The organism is Agrococcus jenensis, from assembly GCF_003752465.1.
Taxonomy (GTDB): domain Bacteria; phylum Actinomycetota; class Actinomycetes; order Actinomycetales; family Microbacteriaceae; genus Agrococcus; species Agrococcus jenensis.
In genome coordinates this window covers 2,492,179-2,510,764 of record NZ_RKHJ01000001.1, presented here as the reverse complement: position 1 = coordinate 2,510,764, position 18,586 = coordinate 2,492,179, and the positions used below count along the sequence as shown (strand labels likewise).

Genomic DNA, 18,586 nt, shown 5'->3' with positions numbered 1-18,586 from the left:
GCGCGACCACGCTGGGGGCGTGAGCGAGCGCCTCGAGACGGACTGCGCGATCGTCGGCGGCGGGCCCGCGGGACTGATGCTGGCCCTGCTGCTCGCCCGCCGCGGCGTGCGCGTCGTCGTGCTCGAGCAGCACGGCGACTTCCTCCGCGACTTCCGGGGCGACACGATCCACCCCTCGACGCAGCAGGTGCTGCACGAGATCGGGCTGCTCGACCGCTTCCTCGCCCTGCCGCACGCCGACATGCCGCAGGTGTCGATGCGCTTCTCGGGGCACCGGCTCGTGCTGGCCGACTTCACGCGGCTCCCGACGGCGCGGCGCTGCATCACGTTCATGCCGCAGTGGGACTTCCTCGACCTGCTCGCCGACGCCGGGCGCGCGCTGCCCGGCTTCGACGTGCGGATGCGCCACACCGGCCGGGCGCTGCTGCGCGACGGCGGCCGCATCGCGGGCGTGCTCGCCGATGGCCCCGACGGCCCGGTCGAGGTGCGGGCGAGGCTCACGGTGCTCGCCGACGGCCGCGACTCCGCCCTCCGCGACGATGCCGGGCTCGAGCCGGTGGGTCCGCCCAGCGCGATCGACGTGCTCTGGTTCCGGCTGCCGCGGACCGAGGGGGAGCGGGTGCCGTTCATGCAGATCGGCGACGGCGCGCTGCTCTCGATCGACCGCGGCCACTTCTTCCAGGCGGCGCACATCGTCCGCCGCGGCGCGTGGACGGGCGATGATGCGTCGCTCGCCGCGCTCCGCCGGCGGGTGGCGGCCCTCGAGCCCAGCTTCGCCGAGCGGGTGGCGCGCCTCGGAGCCTGGGACGTGCGCGTGCTGCAGGTGCGCATCGACCGGCTCGAGCGCTGGCATCGCGACGGGCTGCTCGCGATCGGCGACGCAGCGCATGCGATGTCGCCCGCGGGCGGCGTGGGCGTCAACCTCGCGATCCAGGACGCGGTCGCCGCGGCGAACGCGCTCGCACCGGGGCTCGCGAGCGGGCGGCCGACCGAGGCGCTGCTGCAGCGCATCCAGCGTCGGCGGGAGCCGCCCGCCCGGGCGACGCAGGCCTTCCAGCGGCGGCTCGAGACCGTGCTCGTGCGCATCGCGGAACCGGGCGCGGCGGTGCCGGTACCGCTGCCGCTCCGGGTCGTGCAGCGGCTGCCGGCGCTCCGGCACGCGATGGGCCGGTTCATCGGCATGGGCCTGCGCCCCGAGCACGTCGACGCCCCCTCGACCCCCGAGCGGCACCCGTCGACGCGGTAGGGTGGAGTCATCAGACAACCTTGAAGCCCGTCCTGTGAGGCGGAGAAGGGAGTCCCCGTGACTGCACCGCGCACCGTGCTCGGCCCCGACGAGATCGCCAGGGCCCTGACGCGCATCGCCCACGAGATCCTCGAGGCGAACCAGGGACCCGACGACCTCGTGCTGCTGGGCATCCCCACCCGCGGCGCCCACCTCGCGCAGCGGCTCGCCGATCGCCTCACCGGCATCACGGGCATCGACTTCTCGGCCCGCGTCGGCGCGCTCGACGTGACGATGCACCGCGACGACCTGCGCGGTCGTCCGACGCGCGCGTCGCACCCCACGCGCATCCCGCTCGACGGCATCGACGAACGCGTCGTGGTGCTCGTCGACGACGTGCTCTACTCCGGCCGCACCATCCGGGCAGCCCTCGACGCGCTCGCCGATCTCGGCCGGCCGCGCGCCGTGCGGCTCGCGGTGCTCGTCGACCGCGGTCACCGGGAGCTGCCGATCCGCGCCGACTCGGTGGGCAAGAACCTGCCGAGCGCCCGCACCGAGCACGTCTCGATCCTGCTCGAGGAGGTCGACGGCCGCGACGGCGTGACGATCGAGTCCGCGACCGGGTCGACCGAGACCGGCGACGGGGGTGCCGCGTGAAGCACCTGCTGACGGCGGCGATGCCGCGCGACGAGGCCATCGGGCTGCTCGACCTCGCCGAGGACATGCACCAGATCCAGGACCGGGAGCTCAAGAAGCTCCCGGCGCTGCGCGGCCGCACGGTCGTGAACCTGTTCTTCGAGGACTCCACCCGCACGCGCTCGTCGTTCGAGATCGCCGGCAAGTGGCTCTCAGCCGATGTCATCAACGTCTCGGGCAAGGGCTCGAGCGCGTCGAAGGGCGAGTCGCTCCGCGACACGGGCCTCACGATCGCCGCGATGGGCGTCGACGGCGTGGTCGTGCGCTCCGGCGCCTCCGGCGCGCCCGCGCTGCTCGCCGACTGGATCGGCAAGCCCGTCATCAACGCCGGCGACGGCACCCACGAGCACCCGACGCAGGCGCTCCTCGACGCCTTCGCGCTCCGCCGCCGGATCCACGGGCGTGCCGCCCGCGGCAAGGGGCTCGACGGCGTGCGCATCGCGATCGTCGGCGACATCGCCCACTCCCGCGTCGCGCGCTCGAACGCCCTGCTGCTGCCGGCGCTCGGCGCCGAGGTCACGCTCGTCGGCCCCGCGGCATTCCTGCCGGTCCCGGCCGCCGACGGCACCCGGCTCGGTCTGCGCGCCGAGACGAGCCTCGACGCCGTCATCGACGAGCGGCCGGACGCGCTCATGCTGCTGCGCGTGCAGCTCGAGCGGCAGGCCGGGAAGGTGGCGCCGAGCGTCGGCGAGTACATCACCGGCTGGTCGCTCACCGACGAGCGCCTCGCGCGCCTCGGCGACGCCGCGATCATGCACCCCGGCCCCATGAACCGCGGGCTCGAGCTCTCGAGCCGCGCGGCCGACGGCGACGCCTCGACCGTGCTCGCGCAGGTCACCGCCGGCGTCTCCGTGCGCATGGCGGTGCTGTACTCGCTCCTCGCGTCGGACCACGCCGCCGACCACCGACCCGCGAACGACGGAGGCCTCCGATGACGACGCTGCTGCAGAACGCATCCGTGCTGGGCGGCGAGCGCCGCGACCTCGCGATCGAGGGCGGCGTGCTCGTCGACCCCGCGACCGTCGACCGCGCCACCGCCGAGGTCGTCGACGCGACCGGCCTCATCGCCCTCCCGGGCCTCGTCGACCTGCACACGCACCTGCGGCAGCCCGGTGGCGAGCAGGCGGAGACCGTCGCGAGCGGCGTGCGCGCCGCCGCAGCCGGCGGCTACACGTGCGTGTTCGCGATGGCGAACACGAACCCGGTCGCCGACACCCCCGCGGTCGTCGAGCAGGTGCACCGCCTCGGCCTGCAGGCCGGCCTCGCGACCGTGCGGCCCATCGGGGCCGTCACCGTCGGTCTCGCGGGCGAGCGGCTCGCCGACATGACGATGCTGGCGCAGAGCGCCGCTCGGGTGACCGTCTTCAGCGACGACGGGAAGTGCGTCGCCGACGCCGAGCTCATGCGCCGCGCGCTCGAGCACGCGGCGTCGCTCGGCGGCGTCGTCGCCCAGCACGCGCAGGACCCGCACCTGACGCGCGGCTCGGTGATGCACGAGAGCCCGCTCGCCGCGGAGCTCGGCCTCACCGGCTGGCCCTCGGTCGCCGAGGCGTCGATCGTCGCGCGCGACGCGATGCTCGCCGAGGTCGCCGGCGCGCGCCTGCACGTCTGCCACGTGTCGACGGTCGAGACCGTCGAGGTCGTGCGCGCGGCGAAGGCACGCGGCATCCAGCTCACCGCCGAGGTCACGCCGCACCACCTGCTGCTCACCGAGGAGCTCGTGCGCTCCTACGACGGCCGCTTCAAGGTCAACCCGCCGCTGCGGGCCGAGCGCGACGTGCTCGCGCTCCGGGAGGCGCTCGCCGACGGCACGATCGACATCGTCGCGACCGACCACGCACCGCACGCGCCGGAGGCCAAGCAGACGGCGTTCGCGGATGCCGCGTTCGGCATGGTCGGGCTCGAGACCGCGCTCGGCGTGGTGCAGCAGGCGATGGTCGAGACGGGGCTCCTCGACTGGGCCGGCGTCGCGCGCGTCATGTCGACGGCGCCCGCCGCGATCGGCAGCGAGCCCGGCTACGACGCGCCGCTCGAGGTCGGGTCGCCCGCGCACGTCGTGCTCGTCGACCCCGACGCCCGCAGCGTCATCGACGTCGACCGCCTGCACGGCCGCTCCACGAACTCGCCGTTCCTCGGGGTCGAGCTGCCCGGCCGCGTCCTGCACGTGTGGCACGGCGGCGTGCGCACGGTCGCGGACGGCCGCGTGGGCGTCGCGACCGAGGGCGCGAACCGATGACCAAGGAGCTCTTCGCGCTCCTGTGCGCCGGGTTCGTGGCCCTGCTCGCCGCCCTCGCGGTGCTCGGCGTGCTCGGGCGCCGGCGCCGGCAGCGCGACATCGAGGCGCCGCAGCCGTGGGTCCAGGCGGTGCCGACGCTCGTCGTCGAGGCGCTCTACGTCGCGACCACGCGAGCGGGCGACCCGTACGACCGCATCTTCGCCCACGGCCTCGGCTTCCGCGGCCGCACGCAGCTCGCCATCGACGCGGACGGCGTGCAGCTCGTCGCCGACCGCACTGAGGTGCGCATCCCGGCCGACCGCATCCGCGCGGTCGAGCGTGCCACCTGGACCATCGATCGCGTCGTCGAGCCAGGCGGGATCATCGTGATCGCCCACCGGCTCGGCGCCGACGTCGACACCTACCTCCGCATCATCGGCGACGACCGCGAGGCGTTCGACGCGCTCGCCGGCCTCGCCCCCATCCGCACGCAGACACCTGGGGAAGGAACCACCACATGAGCACCCCGACGCCCGCCGCCCTCGTCCTCGAGGACGGCACCATCTACCGCGGCACCGCCTACGGCGCCGAGGGCACCGCCCTCGGCGAGGCCGTCTTCGCGACCGGCATGACCGGCTACCAGGAGACCCTCACCGACCCCTCCTACGCGGGGCAGATCGTCGTGCAGACGTCGCCGCACATCGGCAACACCGGCGTGAACGCCGAGGACGCCGAGTCGCGCAGGGCCTGGCCCGCCGGCTACGTCGTGCGCGCCGCGAGCCGCGTGGTGTCGAACTGGCGCTCCGAGGGCAGCCTGGGCGAGCAGCTCGAGCGCGACGGCATCGTCGGGATCGCCGGCGTCGACACGCGGGCGATCACCCGCCGCCTGCGCGACGCGGGCGCCATGCGCGCGGGCGTCTTCTCGGGCGCCGCGCTCGTCGACGACGACGCGATGGTCGCGGCGGTGCGCGAGAGCCCCCAGATGGCGGGCCGCAGCCTCGCCGAGCTCGTCTCGACGACGGAGGCGTACACGCTGCCCGCGGTCGGCGAGTCGCTCGGCACGCTCGCGGTGCTCGACCTCGGCGTGAAGGCGTCGACGCTGCGCTTCCTGCAGGAGGAGGGGTTCGACCTCGTCGTGCTGCCGCAGAGCGCGACCCTCGAGGAGGTGCTCGCGCACCGCCCGATCGCCGCGTTCTACTCGAACGGCCCCGGCGACCCGGCCGCGAGCGACCAGCAGGTCGCGCTGCTGCAGGGACTGCTGCGCGAGGACCTGCCGTTCTTCGGCATCTGCTTCGGCAACCAGCTGCTCGGCCGCGCGCTCGGCTTCGGCACCTACAAGCTGCCCTTCGGCCACCGCGGCATCAACCAGCCGGTGCTCGACACCGCGACCGGCAGGGTCGAGATCACGAGCCAGAACCACGGCTTCGCGGTCGACGCGCCGCTGCACGAGGAGCTCTCGAGCCCGGCCGGCTTCGGCCGGGTCGAGGTGAGCCACTACTCGCTCAACGACCAGGTGGTCGAGGGCCTGCGCGCGCTCGACATCCCCGCGTTCAGCGTCCAGTACCACCCGGAGGCCGCCGCCGGTCCCAACGACGCCCGCCACCTCTTCGCGCGGTTCCGCGAGCTGGTCGTCGCCCACCGCGCCGGTGCGCAGCCGACCGGCGCCGACACCACCACCGATGCCGTCGTGGAGGCCGCCACCGGCCGCACGACCGACGCCACCGACTCGCAGAAGGACGCCTGAATGCCCAAGCGCGACGACATCCGCTCCGTCCTCGTCATCGGCTCCGGGCCGATCGTCATCGGCCAGGCCGCCGAGTTCGACTACTCCGGCACCCAGGCGTGCCGCGTGCTGCGCGAGGAGGGCGTCCGCGTCATCCTGGTGAACTCGAACCCGGCGACGATCATGACCGACCCCGACTTCGCCGACGCCACCTACATCGAGCCGATCACGCCCGAGGTGATCGAGACGATCATCATCAAGGAGCGCCCCGACGCGATCCTGCCGACGCTCGGCGGCCAGACGGCGCTCAACGCCGCGATCGCGCTGCACGAGCAGGGCATCCTCGAGCGCCACGGCGTCGAGCTCATCGGCGCGAAGGTCGACGCCATCCAGCGCGGCGAGGACCGGATGCTGTTCAAGCAGCTCGTGCTCGACGCCGGCGCCGACGTGGCCTCGAGCGTCATCGCGAAGTCCGTCGACGACGCCCTCGCCTTCGCCGACGAGTTCGGCTACCCGGTCGTCGTGCGCCCGTCGTTCACGATGGGCGGCCTCGGCTCCGGCTTCGCGCACGACGAGAAGGAGCTCCGCCGCTTCGTGGGCGACGGCATCCACTCGTCGACGATCGGCGAGGTGCTGCTCGAGGAGTCGATCCTCGGGTGGAAGGAGTACGAGCTCGAGCTCATGCGCGACACGGCCGACAACACGGTCGTCGTCTGCTCGATCGAGAACGTCGACGCGGTCGGCGTGCACACCGGCGACTCCATCACCGTCGCGCCGGCGCTCACGCTCACCGACCGCGAGTACCAGCGGCTCCGCGACATCGGCATCGACATCATCCGGCGCGTGGGCGTCGACACCGGCGGCTGCAACATCCAGTTCGCCGTCGACCCCGCGACCGGCCGCATCATCGTCATCGAGATGAACCCGCGCGTCTCGCGCTCGTCGGCGCTCGCCTCGAAGGCGACCGGCTTCCCGATCGCCAAGATCGCGGCGAAGCTCGCGCTCGGCTACCGGCTCGACGAGATCCCCAACGACATCACGAAGGTCACGCCCGCGTCGTTCGAGCCCGCGCTCGACTACGTCGTCGTGAAGGTGCCGCGCTTCAACTTCGAGAAGTTCCCGGCGGCGGATGCCACCCTCACGACGACCATGAAGTCGGTCGGCGAGGCCATGGCCATGGGCCGCACGTACGCGCAGGCGCTGCAGAAGGCGCTCCGCTCGCTCGAGAAGCGCGGCTCCTCGTTCCACTGGGAGGGCGAGCCCGGCGACGCCGCGGCGCTCCTCGAGCTGGCGAGCGTGCCGACCGACGGCCGCATCGTGACGCTGCAGCAGGCGCTCCGCGCCGGTGCGACGATCGAGCAGGCGCACGCGGCGACCGGCATCGACCCGTGGTTCCTCGACCAGATGGTCCTCATCAACGAGGTCGCCGACGAGGTGCGCGCCGGGAACGACGCCGGCGAGCTCGACGAGCCGCTGCTGCGGCGCGCGAAGGAGCACGGCTTCTCGGACGCGCAGATCGCGCAGCTGCGCGGCACGACCGAGGCCGAGGTGCGCGAGGCGCGCTGGGCCGCCGACGTCCGGCCGGTCTTCAAGACCGTCGACACGTGCGCGGGGGAGTTCCCTGCCGTGACGCCGTACCACTACTCGAGCTACGACCTCGAGACCGAGGTCGTGCCGTCCGACCGCCGCAAGGTGATCATCCTCGGCTCCGGCCCGAACCGCATCGGCCAGGGCATCGAGTTCGACTACTCGTGCGTGCACGCGTCGTTCGCGCTCGCCGACGCCGGCTTCGAGACGATCATGGTCAACTGCAACCCCGAGACCGTCTCGACCGACTACGACACGAGCGACCGGCTCTACTTCGAGCCGCTCACGCTCGAGGACGTGCTCGAGATCGTGCACGCCGAGCGCGGCGACGGCGAGCTCGTCGGCGTGATCGTGCAGCTCGGCGGGCAGACGCCGCTGGGCCTCGCGCGCGGGCTCGAGGCCGCGGGCGTGCCGATCCTCGGCACCACCCCGGACGCGATCGACGCGGCCGAGGAGCGCGGGCTGTTCCAGCGCATCCTCGACGACGCCGGCCTCGTCGCGCCCCGCAACGGCACGGCGACGACGGAGGACCAGGCGGTCGCGATCGCCGAGGGCATCGGCTACCCGGTGCTCGTGCGCCCGTCGTTCGTGCTCGGCGGCCGCGGCATGGAGATCATCTACGACACCGCGAGCCTGCACGGGTACTTCGACCGCATCGCCTCGCACGGGATCGTGGGCCCGGACCGGCCGCTGCTCGTCGACCACTTCCTCGACGACGCCGTGGAGATCGACGTCGACGCGATCTACGACGGCGAGGAGCTCTACGTCGGCGGCATCCTCGAGCACATCGAGGAGGCGGGCATCCACTCCGGCGACTCGTCGTGCACGCTGCCGCCCGTCGGCCTCGGCCGCGCGCAGCTGCTCGAGATCCGCGACGCCACCCTGCGCATCGCGCAGGGGCTCGACGTGCGCGGACCGATCAACGTGCAGTTCGCGTACGCCGCGGGCGTGCTCCACGTCATCGAGGCGAACCCGCGGGCGAGCCGAACGGTGCCGTTCGTGGCGAAGGCGCTCGGCACCCCGATCGCGAAGGCGAACGCCCGCGTGCTCGCCGGTGCCACGATCGCCGAGCTGCGCGCCGAGGGCATGCTGCCCGAGCAGGACGGCACGATCCTGCCCATCGACGCGCCCGTGGCCGTCAAGGAGGCCGTGCTGCCGTTCCGGCGCTTCCGCACGGCCGAGGGCCACGTCGTCGACTCGCTGCTCGGGCCGGAGATGCGCTCGACCGGCGAGGTGATGGGCATCGACCGCGACTTCCCGACCGCGTTCGCGAAGAGCCAGTCCGCCGCCTACGGAGGGCTCCCCACCTCGGGCACCGTCTTCGTCTCGCTCTCCGACCGCGACAAGCGGCAGGCCGTGCTGCCCGTGCACCGCCTCCAGCAGCTCGGCTTCCGGATCGTCGCGACGATCGGCACCGCCGAGGTGCTCGCGCGCAACGGCATCCGCGTCGAGACGGTGCGCAAGCACTCGGAGGCCGGCGACGAGCCGTCGATCGTCGACCTCATCGACGCCGGTGAGATCGACATCATCATCAACACCCCGACCGGTGGCATCGCCCGCGCCGACGGCTACGAGATCCGCGCGGCCACGGTCGCGGCCGACAAGGCGCTCTTCACGACCGTCTCGCAGCTCGGGGCCGCGGTCGCGGCGATCGAGGCGTCGCGCGAGCCGTACGAGGTGACGAGCCTGCAGGAGTACCACGCGCGGCGGGCCGGATGACGTTCCTCGCGCGCCTGACGGCGTCCGTCGCCGCGCACGGTCCGCTGTGCGTCGGCATCGACCCGCACCCCGGCCTGCTCGACGCGTGGGGCGGGGGAGCGCCGGTCGCGCAGGCCGAGCGCCTCGGCCGCGCGGTCGTCGCCGCTGCCGCGGGCCGGGCGGGCGTCGTCAAGCCGCAGGTCGCGCTCTTCGAGGCGCTCGGGTCGCCCGGCATCGCGGCGCTCGAGCGCGTGCTCGCCGACGCCCGCGATGCGGGGCTCGTGGTCATCGCCGACGCCAAGCGCGGCGACATCGGGTCGACGAACCTCGGCTACGCCGCAGCCTGGCTCGCGCCCGGCTCGCCGCTCGAGGCCGACGCGCTCACGGTGAGCCCGTACCTCGGCGTCGGCGCGCTCGACGGGCTCTTCGACGCGGCGGAGCGCGCGGACAAGGCGCTCATCGTGCTCGCCGCGACCTCGAACCCGGAGGCGGCCGCCGTCCAGCTCGCCCGCCTGCCGGACGGCCGCACGATCGCCGCGGCCGTGGCCGACGCGGTCGCCGAGCGCAGCGCCTCCACCGGCGCGGGCCACGGCCTCGTGATCGGGGCGACGGTCGACCGCGCCGCGTTCGGGCTCGGCGCGATGGATGCCGCGACCCCCGTGCTCGCGCCCGGGTTCGGGGCGCAGGGTGCCCGGCTCGAGGACCTCCGCGCGCTGTTCCCCGACGACGCGCTCGTGCTCGCGAGCGCCTCCCGCAGCATCCTGCAGGCGGGCCCGGACGGGATCGCCGCCGCGATCGACGCGGCCACCGCAGCGCTCCCGCGATGACGGCGGGCGCCGCGATGCCCGATCCGGCCGCCGCGGGCCGTGCCGCCATCGAGGCGCGCCGGGCCCGCGCGGCCGTGAAGCGCGCGCTCGGCGCGGGCCAGCGCGGCCCGCGCGACGTCGCCGAGCGCGCCTGGCAGGAGCCGGGCAGCCCCGAGGCGCTGCTGCGCTTCTCGGAGTACGCAGCGAGCCTGCGCGGCTTCGGCCCCACCCGGGTCGAGCGGCTCATGGCCGACCTCGGCATCGCGACCGGCAAGCGGCTCGGCGCGCTGGGCAATTTGCAGCGCGAGCGGGTTCGCGGTTGGCTTGACGACGTGGATCCCTCGCGTCGCCCCCGTCTCATCGTGCTCGCCGGGCCGACCGCCGTCGGCAAGGGCACGGTCGCCCAGTACGTGCGCGAGCACTTCCCGCAGATCCGCCAGTCGGTGAGCGCGACGACGCGCGCCGCCCGCCCGGGCGAGATCGACGGGGTGCACTACGCGTTCGTGTCCGACGCCGACTTCGACCGCATGATCGAGGAGCGCGAGTTCCTCGAGTGGGCGACGGTGCACAACCAGTCGCGCTACGGCACCCCGCGCTCGAGCGTGCAGGCCGCGCTCGACGAGGGCAGCTCGGTGCTGCTCGAGATCGACCTGCAGGGCGCGAGGCAGGTGCGCGAGTCGTTCCCGGATGCCGTGCTGCTGTTCCTGGCGCCGCCGTCGTGGGACGAGCTCGTGCGCAGGCTCGTCGGCCGGGGCACCGAGACCGCGTCCGAGCGCGAGCGCCGGCTCGAGACCGCCAAGGTCGAGCTCGCGAGCCAGCCGGAGTTCGACGCCACCATCGTCAACGCCGACGTGGCCGAGGCCGCGCACCAGGTCGTGGAGCGCATCCTCGCCGCCGAGGCGGACGACGGCGCAGCGCGCACCCGCTCCGGCCACTGAGCCCTCCGCGCGGCGCCGGTGGTGACCGGCCTCGCGCGCGCGAGTCGCCCTTGACTTCATCCGCTCCCTGTGGACAATTGGGGTACAACCAGTGCTCTCCAGACCTCGGAGCACGCGTCGCCGGCGGATGCCGGCTCGATGCGGAAGAGGACGCCATGGAGAGCTCCACCGTCACCATGTCGCGGCAGCGCGACGACCGGCCGCAGGAGCCGGCGCCGTCGGCACCCGCGGTGTCGCACCGCGGCGCGGGCAAGATGCTCGACGAGCGCGCGTACCTCGTCGCGTTCGGGCGCGGGGGAGCGCAGCGCATGGCGATCCCGCTGCACAGGGGCTGAGCCGTGGACCACGCGCTCGACATCCGCGTCCTGGCGATCGTGCTGGCGGTCGTGCTCATCGTGCAGATGCTCGCGCTGGCGTGCTGGCTCGTCGGCAAGGGCTGCGGCAGGGCGTTCGCGACCGCGCGGCGGTCGCGGGAGGCGCGCGAGCCGCAGCGGCCCCCGGTGCAGGCCGAGCCCATGGTCTGACGCGCATCCGGCGCCTCCCGCCGGAAGCCTCCGCCACGCGGTAGGATGGACTCTTGCGCCCACCGGCGCACGAGCTTCGCGGGCGCGAACCCGCACCCGCCAAGAGTCTGCAGGAGGCACCCATGGCCAAGGGCATCATCAACCCGCCGATCGACGAGCTGCTCGACAAGGTCGACTCGAAGTACCAGCTGGTCATCTTCGCGTCCAAGCGCGCGCGCCAGATCAACGACTACTACACCGACATCCACGAGGGCTCGATGTTCGACAACGTCGGCCCGCTCGTCGATGCGACGATCGAGGACAAGCCGCTCTCGGTCGCGCTCCACGAGATCCACGCCGACAAGCTGAGCCTCACCCACGACGAGGTCACCGAGGCCTGATGCGCGTCGTCGTCGGGATCTCCGGCGGTATCGCCGCATACAAGGCAGCGCTCGCCATCCGCGAGCTCGTGCAGGCGGGGCACGACGTGCACGTCGTGCCGACCGCGTCGGCCCTGCGCTTCATCGGGCGTCCCACGCTCGAGGCGCTGAGCCGGAATCCCGTCTCCGACGAGGTCTTCGACGACGTCGCGGCCGTGCGCCACGTGGCGCTCGGCCAGTCGGCCGACCTGATCGTGGTGCTGCCGGCGACCGCGAACACGCTCGCGAAGCTCGCGACCGGTCTCGCCGACGACCTGCTCGGCACCACCGTGCTCGCCTCCCGCGCGCCGCTCGTGCTCGCCCCCGCGATGCACACCGAGATGTGGGAGCAGCCCGCCACGCAGGCGAACGTGCGCACCCTCACCGAGCGAGGCGTCACCATCGTCGGCCCGGTCGCCGGCGAGCTGACCGGCGGCGACACCGGCCTCGGGCGCATGGCCGAGCCCTCCGAGGTCGTCGCGGCCGCGCTCGCGCGCGTCACAGGCTCCGGCGCCCTCGCCGGCCGCACGCTCGTCGTCTCGGCCGGCGGCACCCGCGAGCCGATCGACCCCGTGCGCTTCCTCGGCAACCGCTCGAGCGGCGCCATGGGCGTCGCGATCGCCGAGGCCGCCCGCGACGCGGGCGCCGCCGTCACCCTCGTCGGCGCGAACCTCGACGTGCCCGCGCCCCGCGGCGTCGAGACCGTCGTCGTCGAGACGACCGCGCAACTGCGCGAGCGGATGCTCGAGCGCGCCGACGCCGACATCGTCGTGATGGCGGCCGCGGTCGCCGACTACCGCGTCGACGACGTCTCCGACGCGAAGCGCACGAAGGAGTCGTGGGGCGAGCGCCCGACGCTGACCCTCGCGCTCAACCCCGACATCCTCGCCGAGCTCGCGCACCGCGAGCGCTCGACCCTCGTCGTCGGCTTCGCCGCCGAGACCGAGGCCGACGACGACGCGCTCGTGCAGCGCGGCCGCGACAAGCTCGCCCGCAAGGGCGCCGACCTGCTCGTCGTCAACCGCGTCGGCCACGCCGAGGGCTTCGGCCACGTCGACACGCGCGTGCGCGTGCTCGACGGCTCTGGCGTCGTCGCCGACGCGAGCGGCAGCAAGGCGTCAGTGGCCCGCGCGATCATCGACGCGGTCGCCGAGCGCATCGCCGCGCGACCCGCGTCCGGCATCCCCGCCCCCGCATCCCCATCCGAGGAGCATCAGTGAGCCTGCGGCTGTTCACGTCCGAGTCCGTCACCGAGGGCCACCCCGACAAGATCTCCGACCAGATCTCCGACGCGGTGCTCGACGCCATGCTGACGCAGGACACCGAGGCGCGCGTCGCCGTCGAGACGCTCGTCACCACGGGTCTCGTGCACGTCGCCGGCGAGGTGCGCACGACCGGCTACGTCGACATCGCGTCGGTCGCGCGCAAGGTCATCGTCGACATCGGGTACGACTCGAGCGAGGTGTCGTTCGACGGCAACTCGTGCGGCGTCACCGTCTCGATCGGCGAGCAGTCGCCCGAGATCGCCACCGGCGTCGACACCGCGGTCGAGGCGCGCGACGGCTCCGTCGACCCGCTCGACCGCGACGGCGCCGGCGACCAGGGGATCATGTTCGGCTTCGCGACCGACGAGACGCCCACGTACATGCCCGCGACCGCGTGGGCCGCGCACCGGCTCGCCGAGCGGCTCGCCGCCGTGCGCCGCAGCGGCGAGATCCCGTGGCTGCGCCCCGACGGCAAGACGCAGGTGACGATCGGCTACGACGGCTTCCGCCCCGTGAGCGTCGACACGGTGCTCGTCTCGACCCAGCACGCGCCCGGCGTCACCGACGCCGACATCCGCGCCGCCGTCATCGAGCACGTCATCGACCCCGTCGTCGCCCGGCTCGGCCTCGACGCGAGCGGCATGCGCGCGATCGTCAACCCCTCGGGCTCGTTCCTCACCGGCGGACCGAAGGGCGACGCGGGCCTCACCGGTCGCAAGATCATCGTCGACACGTACGGCGGCGCCGCCCGCCACGGCGGTGGCGCGTTCAGCGGCAAGGACCCGTCGAAGGTCGACCGGTCCGCCGCCTACGCGCTCCGCTGGGTGGCGAAGAACGCCGTCGCCGCGGGCCTCGCATCGCGCCTCGAGGTGCAGGCCGCGTACGCGATCGGCATGGCGCAGCCCGTCGGCCTCTACGTCGAGACCTTCGGCACCGGCACCGTCGACGACGCGACGATCCAGGCGGCGATCCAGGAGGTCTTCGACCTGCGCCCCGGCGCGATCGTGCGCGACCTCGACCTGCGCAAGCCCAAGTACCGCCAGACCGCGGCGTACGGCCACTTCGGCCGGGAGCTGCCCGACTTCACCTGGGAGCGGCTCGACCGCGTCGACGACCTGCGCGCCGCCGCGGGGCTCTGACCCCCTTGCCCGGGGCGCCGGTGGGCGAGCGGTTCGCCCGGGTCGTCGTCGACTCGCGCCTGCCGCAGCTCGACCGGCTGTTCGAGTACCGCGTGCCGCCGGGTCTCGAGGGCGTGGAGCCCGGCGTGCGGGTGCGCGTGCCGCTGCGCGGTGACCGGATGACCGCGGGCTACGTCGTCGAGGTGGCGGATGCACGCGCCTGGGAGGGCGAGGTCGCCGACATCGAGAAGCTCGTCTCCCCGGTGCCGGTGCTGCGGCCGGAGGTGTGGGCGCTCGCCCGCGCGGTCGCGGATCGCGCCGCGGGCGGCGCGGCCGACGTGCTGCGCGTCGCGATCCCCGGCCGGCAGGCCCGCGTCGAGAAGGCCTGGCTCGAGTCGCGCGCGGGCGACGCTGCGCCGCCGCCCCCGCCGCCCCCGCTGCCCGAGGTGCTGGAGACAGCCGCGGTGCTGCCCGGGCTCGTCGAGGCGCGTCGCCGCATCGCCCTCGAGTGCGCGGGCGGCGTCGCCGCCGTCGAGACGGCCGAGGGCACCGCGTGGATCGGGCGCTGGGCCATCGCGCTCGCCGCGCTCGCCAGGCAGGCGCTCGAGCGCGGCGAGCAGGCGATCCTCGTGGTGCCCGACCACCGCGAGCAGCGCCAGCTGCGGCTCGCGCTCGAGGCCGTGGTCGGCGTCGAGCGCGTCGTCGAGCTCGATGCCCGGCAGAAGAACCCGGAGCGCTACCGCGGCTTCCTGCGGTGCATCGACGACGAGCCGGTCGCGATCATCGGTCCCCGCTCGGCCGTCTACGCGCCGGCCGCGCGCCTCGGCCTGCTCGCCGTCTGGGAGGACGGCGATCCGCTGCTCGCCGAGCCGCTCTCGCCCTGGGTGCATGCGCGCGACGCCGCGCTCGTGCGGCAGGGGCAGTCGGGCTGCGCGCTCGTCATCGCCGGGCACGCGCGCTCGACCGACGCGGAGCGGCTCGTCGAGCTCGGCCACCTCGAGCACGAGCGGCTGGGCGCGCAGCGCGTGCGCGTGCTGCCGGCGGCCCTCGCCGACGACGGCCGGCGCGTGCCCGCCTCGGCATTCGCCGCGGCGCGCGATGCGCTGACGTCGAGACCGGTGCTCGTGCAGGTCGGCCGCCCCGGCCACGCACCGGGCCTGCGCTGCGCGGACTGCGGCGCCCGCGGCCGCTGCACCGCGTGCGGCGGCCCGCTCGGCCAGCGCTCCCGGGGCGCCGCGCCCGCGTGCCGGCTCTGCGGCCGGCTCGCCGCGGGCTGGCGATGCCCCTCGTGCGACGGCCAGCGGCTCGTGCCCGTCGGCCGCGGCTCCAGCCGCATCGCGGAGGAGCTCGGCCGCGCGTTCCCCGGCGTGCCGGTGGTCGTCGCCGACGGCGCGCACGAGCGGCTGACGGTCGACGCGCGTCCGCGCATCGTCGTCGCGACCCGCGGGGCCGAGCCCGTCGCCGACGGCGGCTACGGCGCCGTCGTGCTGCTCGACGGCGACGCGCTCCTCGCGCACGAGGGCCTGCGGGTCGCGGAGGAGGCCGTCCGGCAGTGGGCCGCGGCGCGCGCGCTTGCCGCGGAGGGCGCCACGGTCGTGCTCGCGGGGGTCGTCGGGCCGGCGGCCGCGGCGCTCACGGGCGACACGACGGTGCCCTTCGCGAAGGCCGAGCTCGCCGAGCGGCGGCAGCTGCGCTTCCCGCCCGCGGTGCGCACCGCATCCGTCGTCGGCACGCCCGACGCGGTCGCCGAGGCCCTCGAGGCCCTCGAGGGGAGCGAGCACCTCGACGTGCTCGGGCCCGTCGCCGTCGCGAGCGACGACCGCGCACGGCCCGGCGACGAGGTGCAGCGCGCGATCGTGCGGTTCGCGTACGGCGACGGCCCGCGCGTCGCCGGCATCGTGCGCGCCCGCGTGCTCACCGCCGCGTCGCGGCCGCGGCGTCCGGGCGCGCCCGCGAGGCTCCGCATCCGGTTGGATGATCCTGAGCCCTTCGACGGGCTCTGAGCCCCCAGCCCCTCCGAGAGGAACCATGCGCATCGTCTTCGCCGGCAGCCCCGCCGCCGCCGTCCCGAGCCTCGAGGCGCTCGCGCGGGCCCACGAGGTTGTCGCCGTCGTCACGAGGGCGGCGTCACCGCAGGGGCGCAAGCGCATCCTCACACCGACACCTGTCGCGGCGGCCGCGGCGGCGCTCGGCATCCCCGTGCTGGAGGCGAACCGGCTCGACGCGGATGCCACGGCCGCGATCACGGCGCTCGCGCCCGAGCTCGCCGTCGTGGTCGCCTACGGCGGCCTCGTGCGCGAGCCGCTGCTGTCGGCACCGCCGCACGGCTGGATCAACCTGCACTTCTCGCTGCTGCCCGACTACCGCGGCGCCGCGCCCGTGCAGCGCGCGCTCATCGACGGCCGGGGCATCACGGGCGTGAGCGTCTTCCGGCTCGTCCCAGAGCTCGACGCCGGCCCCGTCGTGCGGATGCGCGAGGCGGCGATCCCGGAGGGCGCGACCGCCGGCGCGCTGCTCGAGCAGCTCGCGGCGCTCGGCGCCGACGAGCTCGTCGCCGCCGTCGACGCGATCGCCGACGGCACCGCGACGTTCGAGCCGCAGTCCGGCGCGCCGACCTTCGCGCCGAAGCTGGCGCTCGCCGACGGGGCGCTCGACCTCACCGCGACCGCACCGGCGGTGCTCGCGCGCTGGCGGGGCGTGACGCCGGAGCCGGGCGCGCACGCGACGGTGCTCGACGAGCGCGGCGAGGGCGAGCGCGTGAAGCTGCTCGCGCTCGCCCGCTCGGGCGCCGAGCCGATCGAGCCGGGGCACGCGCTGCTCGCGGGCCGCACGGCGGTCGTCGGCACCGGCAGCGCGCCGCTCGAGCTCATCGAGGTGCAGCCGGCCGGCAAGCGGCCCATGTCTGGCGCCGACTGGCTGCGCGGCCGCGGAGGCAGTGCGACCTTCGAGCCGGGAGCAGCGGCATGAGCGGCGCGAGCGCACGCGAGGTCGCGCGCGACGTGGTGCTGGCCGTCGCCCGCGACGACGCCTACGCCAACCTGCTGCTGCCCGCGCGCATCCGCGAGGCCGGGCTGACCCCCGCCGACGCCGGCTTCGCCACCGAGCTCGCCTACGGCACGCTGCGCTGGCAGGGGCAGCACGACGCGCTCATCGCCGATGCGGCCGGCCGGTCGATCGACGCGATCGACCCGACGACGCTCGCGACCCTGCGCATCGGCTCGCACCAGCTCAGCCGCATGCGGACCCCCGTGCACGCGGCGGTGCACGAGACGGTCGCGCTGCTGGGATCCCACCGGGGGAGGGCCGGCTTCGCGAACGCGGTGCTGCGCCGGCTCTCGGAGGTGCCGGCCGAGGAGCGGCTCGCGCGCCTCACGGCGGACGCCTCGGACGACGACCGGCTCGCGCTCGAGACCGCCCACCCGGCGTGGGTGCTGCGGGCGCTGCGGCGCACGCTCGACCGCGAGGGGGCCGGCGACGAGCTGGGCGCGCTGCTCGCGGCGGACAACGACCCGCCCGCCGTGCAGCTCGTCGCGTTGCCGGGCATCGCCGACCCGGACGCCGTCGACGGCGCCGAGACGGCGAGCCCGATCGGCCGCGTCGCGCCGCCAGGGGATCCGGCGCGGCTGCCGCAGGTCGCCGACGGCAGCTGGCGCGTGCAGGATGCGGGCTCGCAGCTCGCGGCGCTCGCGCTGACGCGTGCGCGGCCGGTGCAGGCGGGGGAGCGGTGGCTCGACCTGTGCGCCGGGCCCGGCGGCAAGGCGGCCCTCATGGCTGCGGAGGCCGCGGCGGCCGGCGCCACCCTCGAGGCGAACGAGCTGCTGCCGCACCGCGCTCGACTCGTGCGCGAGGCCGTGCGGGGCATCCAGCCCCGCCCCGACGTCGTGACCGGCGACGGCCGGCGCTACGGCCGCGGCGAGACGGCGGGCGCGTTCGACCGCGTGCTGCTCGATGCGCCCTGCACGGGGCTCGGCGCGCTGCGCCGCCGCCCGGAGGCGCGCTGGCGCAAGCAGCCGACCGACGTGCCCGAGCTCGCCGCGCTGCAGGTCGAGCTGCTCGAGGCCGCGGCGCGCGCCGTCGCGCCGGGCGGCCTCGTCGCCTACGTCACCTGCTCACCCCACCTCGCGGAGACCCGCGCGGTCGTCGATCGCGCGGCGGCGCTCGGCCTCGTGCCCGTCGACACCCGCGCGGTCGTGCGCGAGCTGTCGCCCGGCATCGAGCTGGGCGAGACGGGCGACGCTGTGCAGCTGTGGCCGCACCGCAACGGCACCGATGCGATGTTCGTGCAGCTGCTGACGACGAAGTAGGTGCCGCGGGGTTCGGGGTCCCGCTGCTGGGGGTGAAAAGACGCAGGGATGACCGAGCGTGCCCCGCGATTCGCCCAACTCGAGACTCA

General features: G+C 74.9%; 17 protein-coding genes. All 17 read left to right on the top strand.

The window, feature by feature from the left end; genetic code table 11:
• Positions 1 to 19 precede the first annotated feature (19 nt).
• On the top strand, positions 20 to 1,246 hold the full coding sequence (locus EDD26_RS12335; RefSeq protein ID WP_123697981.1) for an FAD-dependent oxidoreductase: 1,227 nt from the start codon (positions 20 to 22) through the stop codon (positions 1,244 to 1,246).
• Between the two features lie 57 nt (positions 1,247 to 1,303).
• Positions 1,304 to 1,882, top strand: coding sequence for a bifunctional pyr operon transcriptional regulator/uracil phosphoribosyltransferase PyrR (gene pyrR, locus EDD26_RS12330; RefSeq protein ID WP_123697980.1), 579 nt, complete (start codon positions 1,304 to 1,306; stop codon positions 1,880 to 1,882).
• Positions 1,879 to 2,856: an aspartate carbamoyltransferase catalytic subunit gene (locus tag EDD26_RS12325; protein WP_123697979.1), complete on the top strand. Its 978-nt coding sequence runs from the start codon at positions 1,879 to 1,881 to the stop codon at positions 2,854 to 2,856. Before pyrR ends, EDD26_RS12325 begins: the two co-directional genes overlap by 4 nt.
• Complete coding sequence (locus EDD26_RS12320) at positions 2,853 to 4,157, top strand: dihydroorotase (protein WP_123697978.1); 1,305 nt, start codon at positions 2,853 to 2,855, stop codon at positions 4,155 to 4,157. Before EDD26_RS12325 ends, EDD26_RS12320 begins: the two co-directional genes overlap by 4 nt.
• Positions 4,154 to 4,657 (top strand): PH-like domain-containing protein, encoded by a 504-nt coding sequence (locus EDD26_RS12315; protein WP_123697977.1) that lies wholly within the window; start codon positions 4,154 to 4,156, stop codon positions 4,655 to 4,657. Before EDD26_RS12320 ends, EDD26_RS12315 begins: the two co-directional genes overlap by 4 nt.
• Positions 4,654 to 5,880 (top strand): glutamine-hydrolyzing carbamoyl-phosphate synthase small subunit, encoded by a 1,227-nt coding sequence (carA, locus tag EDD26_RS12310; protein WP_123697976.1) that lies wholly within the window; start codon positions 4,654 to 4,656, stop codon positions 5,878 to 5,880. The genes EDD26_RS12315 and carA overlap by 4 nt, the downstream gene beginning before the upstream one ends.
• A complete protein-coding gene (gene carB / locus EDD26_RS12305; protein ID WP_123697975.1) occupies positions 5,881 to 9,165 on the top strand; it encodes a carbamoyl-phosphate synthase large subunit in 3,285 nt (1,094 codons plus the stop codon).
• The gene (gene pyrF / locus EDD26_RS12300) at positions 9,162 to 9,971 is read left to right on the top strand and encodes an orotidine-5'-phosphate decarboxylase (RefSeq protein ID WP_123697974.1); all 810 of its coding nucleotides are present in this window, start codon (positions 9,162 to 9,164) and stop codon (positions 9,969 to 9,971) included. The genes carB and pyrF overlap by 4 nt, the downstream gene beginning before the upstream one ends.
• Positions 9,968 to 10,888 carry a guanylate kinase gene (gene gmk / locus EDD26_RS12295; RefSeq protein ID WP_123697973.1) on the top strand — a complete coding sequence of 307 codons (921 nt, stop codon included), beginning with the start codon at positions 9,968 to 9,970 and terminating at the stop codon, positions 10,886 to 10,888. The genes pyrF and gmk overlap by 4 nt, the downstream gene beginning before the upstream one ends.
• A gap of 155 nt (positions 10,889 to 11,043) precedes the next feature.
• Complete coding sequence (locus tag EDD26_RS12290) at positions 11,044 to 11,223, top strand: hypothetical protein (RefSeq protein ID WP_123697972.1); 180 nt, start codon at positions 11,044 to 11,046, stop codon at positions 11,221 to 11,223.
• Positions 11,224 to 11,226: 3 nt separating this feature from the next.
• Positions 11,227 to 11,412: a hypothetical protein gene (locus EDD26_RS12285; RefSeq protein ID WP_123697971.1), complete on the top strand. Its 186-nt coding sequence runs from the start codon at positions 11,227 to 11,229 to the stop codon at positions 11,410 to 11,412.
• 122 nt (positions 11,413 to 11,534) lie between these two features.
• Positions 11,535 to 11,792 carry a DNA-directed RNA polymerase subunit omega gene (gene rpoZ, locus EDD26_RS12280; protein ID WP_123697970.1) on the top strand — a complete coding sequence of 86 codons (258 nt, stop codon included), beginning with the start codon at positions 11,535 to 11,537 and terminating at the stop codon, positions 11,790 to 11,792.
• Complete coding sequence (coaBC, locus tag EDD26_RS12275; protein ID WP_123697969.1) at positions 11,792 to 13,030, top strand: bifunctional phosphopantothenoylcysteine decarboxylase/phosphopantothenate--cysteine ligase CoaBC; 1,239 nt, start codon at positions 11,792 to 11,794, stop codon at positions 13,028 to 13,030. Before rpoZ ends, coaBC begins: the two co-directional genes overlap by 1 nt.
• Entirely contained in the window at positions 13,027 to 14,214 is a 1,188-nt protein-coding gene (metK, locus tag EDD26_RS12270; RefSeq protein ID WP_123697968.1) for a methionine adenosyltransferase, read from the top strand. Before coaBC ends, metK begins: the two co-directional genes overlap by 4 nt.
• A 20-nt stretch (positions 14,215 to 14,234) precedes the next feature.
• Positions 14,235 to 16,196 carry a primosomal protein N' family DNA-binding protein gene (locus tag EDD26_RS12265; protein ID WP_123697967.1) on the top strand — a complete coding sequence of 654 codons (1,962 nt, stop codon included), beginning with the start codon at positions 14,235 to 14,237 and terminating at the stop codon, positions 16,194 to 16,196.
• 25 nt (positions 16,197 to 16,221) lie between these two features.
• Positions 16,222 to 17,160: a methionyl-tRNA formyltransferase gene (locus EDD26_RS12260; protein WP_123697966.1), complete on the top strand. Its 939-nt coding sequence runs from the start codon at positions 16,222 to 16,224 to the stop codon at positions 17,158 to 17,160.
• Positions 17,157 to 18,497 carry an RsmB/NOP family class I SAM-dependent RNA methyltransferase gene (locus EDD26_RS12255; RefSeq protein WP_123697965.1) on the top strand — a complete coding sequence of 447 codons (1,341 nt, stop codon included), beginning with the start codon at positions 17,157 to 17,159 and terminating at the stop codon, positions 18,495 to 18,497. The genes EDD26_RS12260 and EDD26_RS12255 overlap by 4 nt, the downstream gene beginning before the upstream one ends.
• The last annotated feature ends 89 nt before the right edge of the window (positions 18,498 to 18,586 follow it).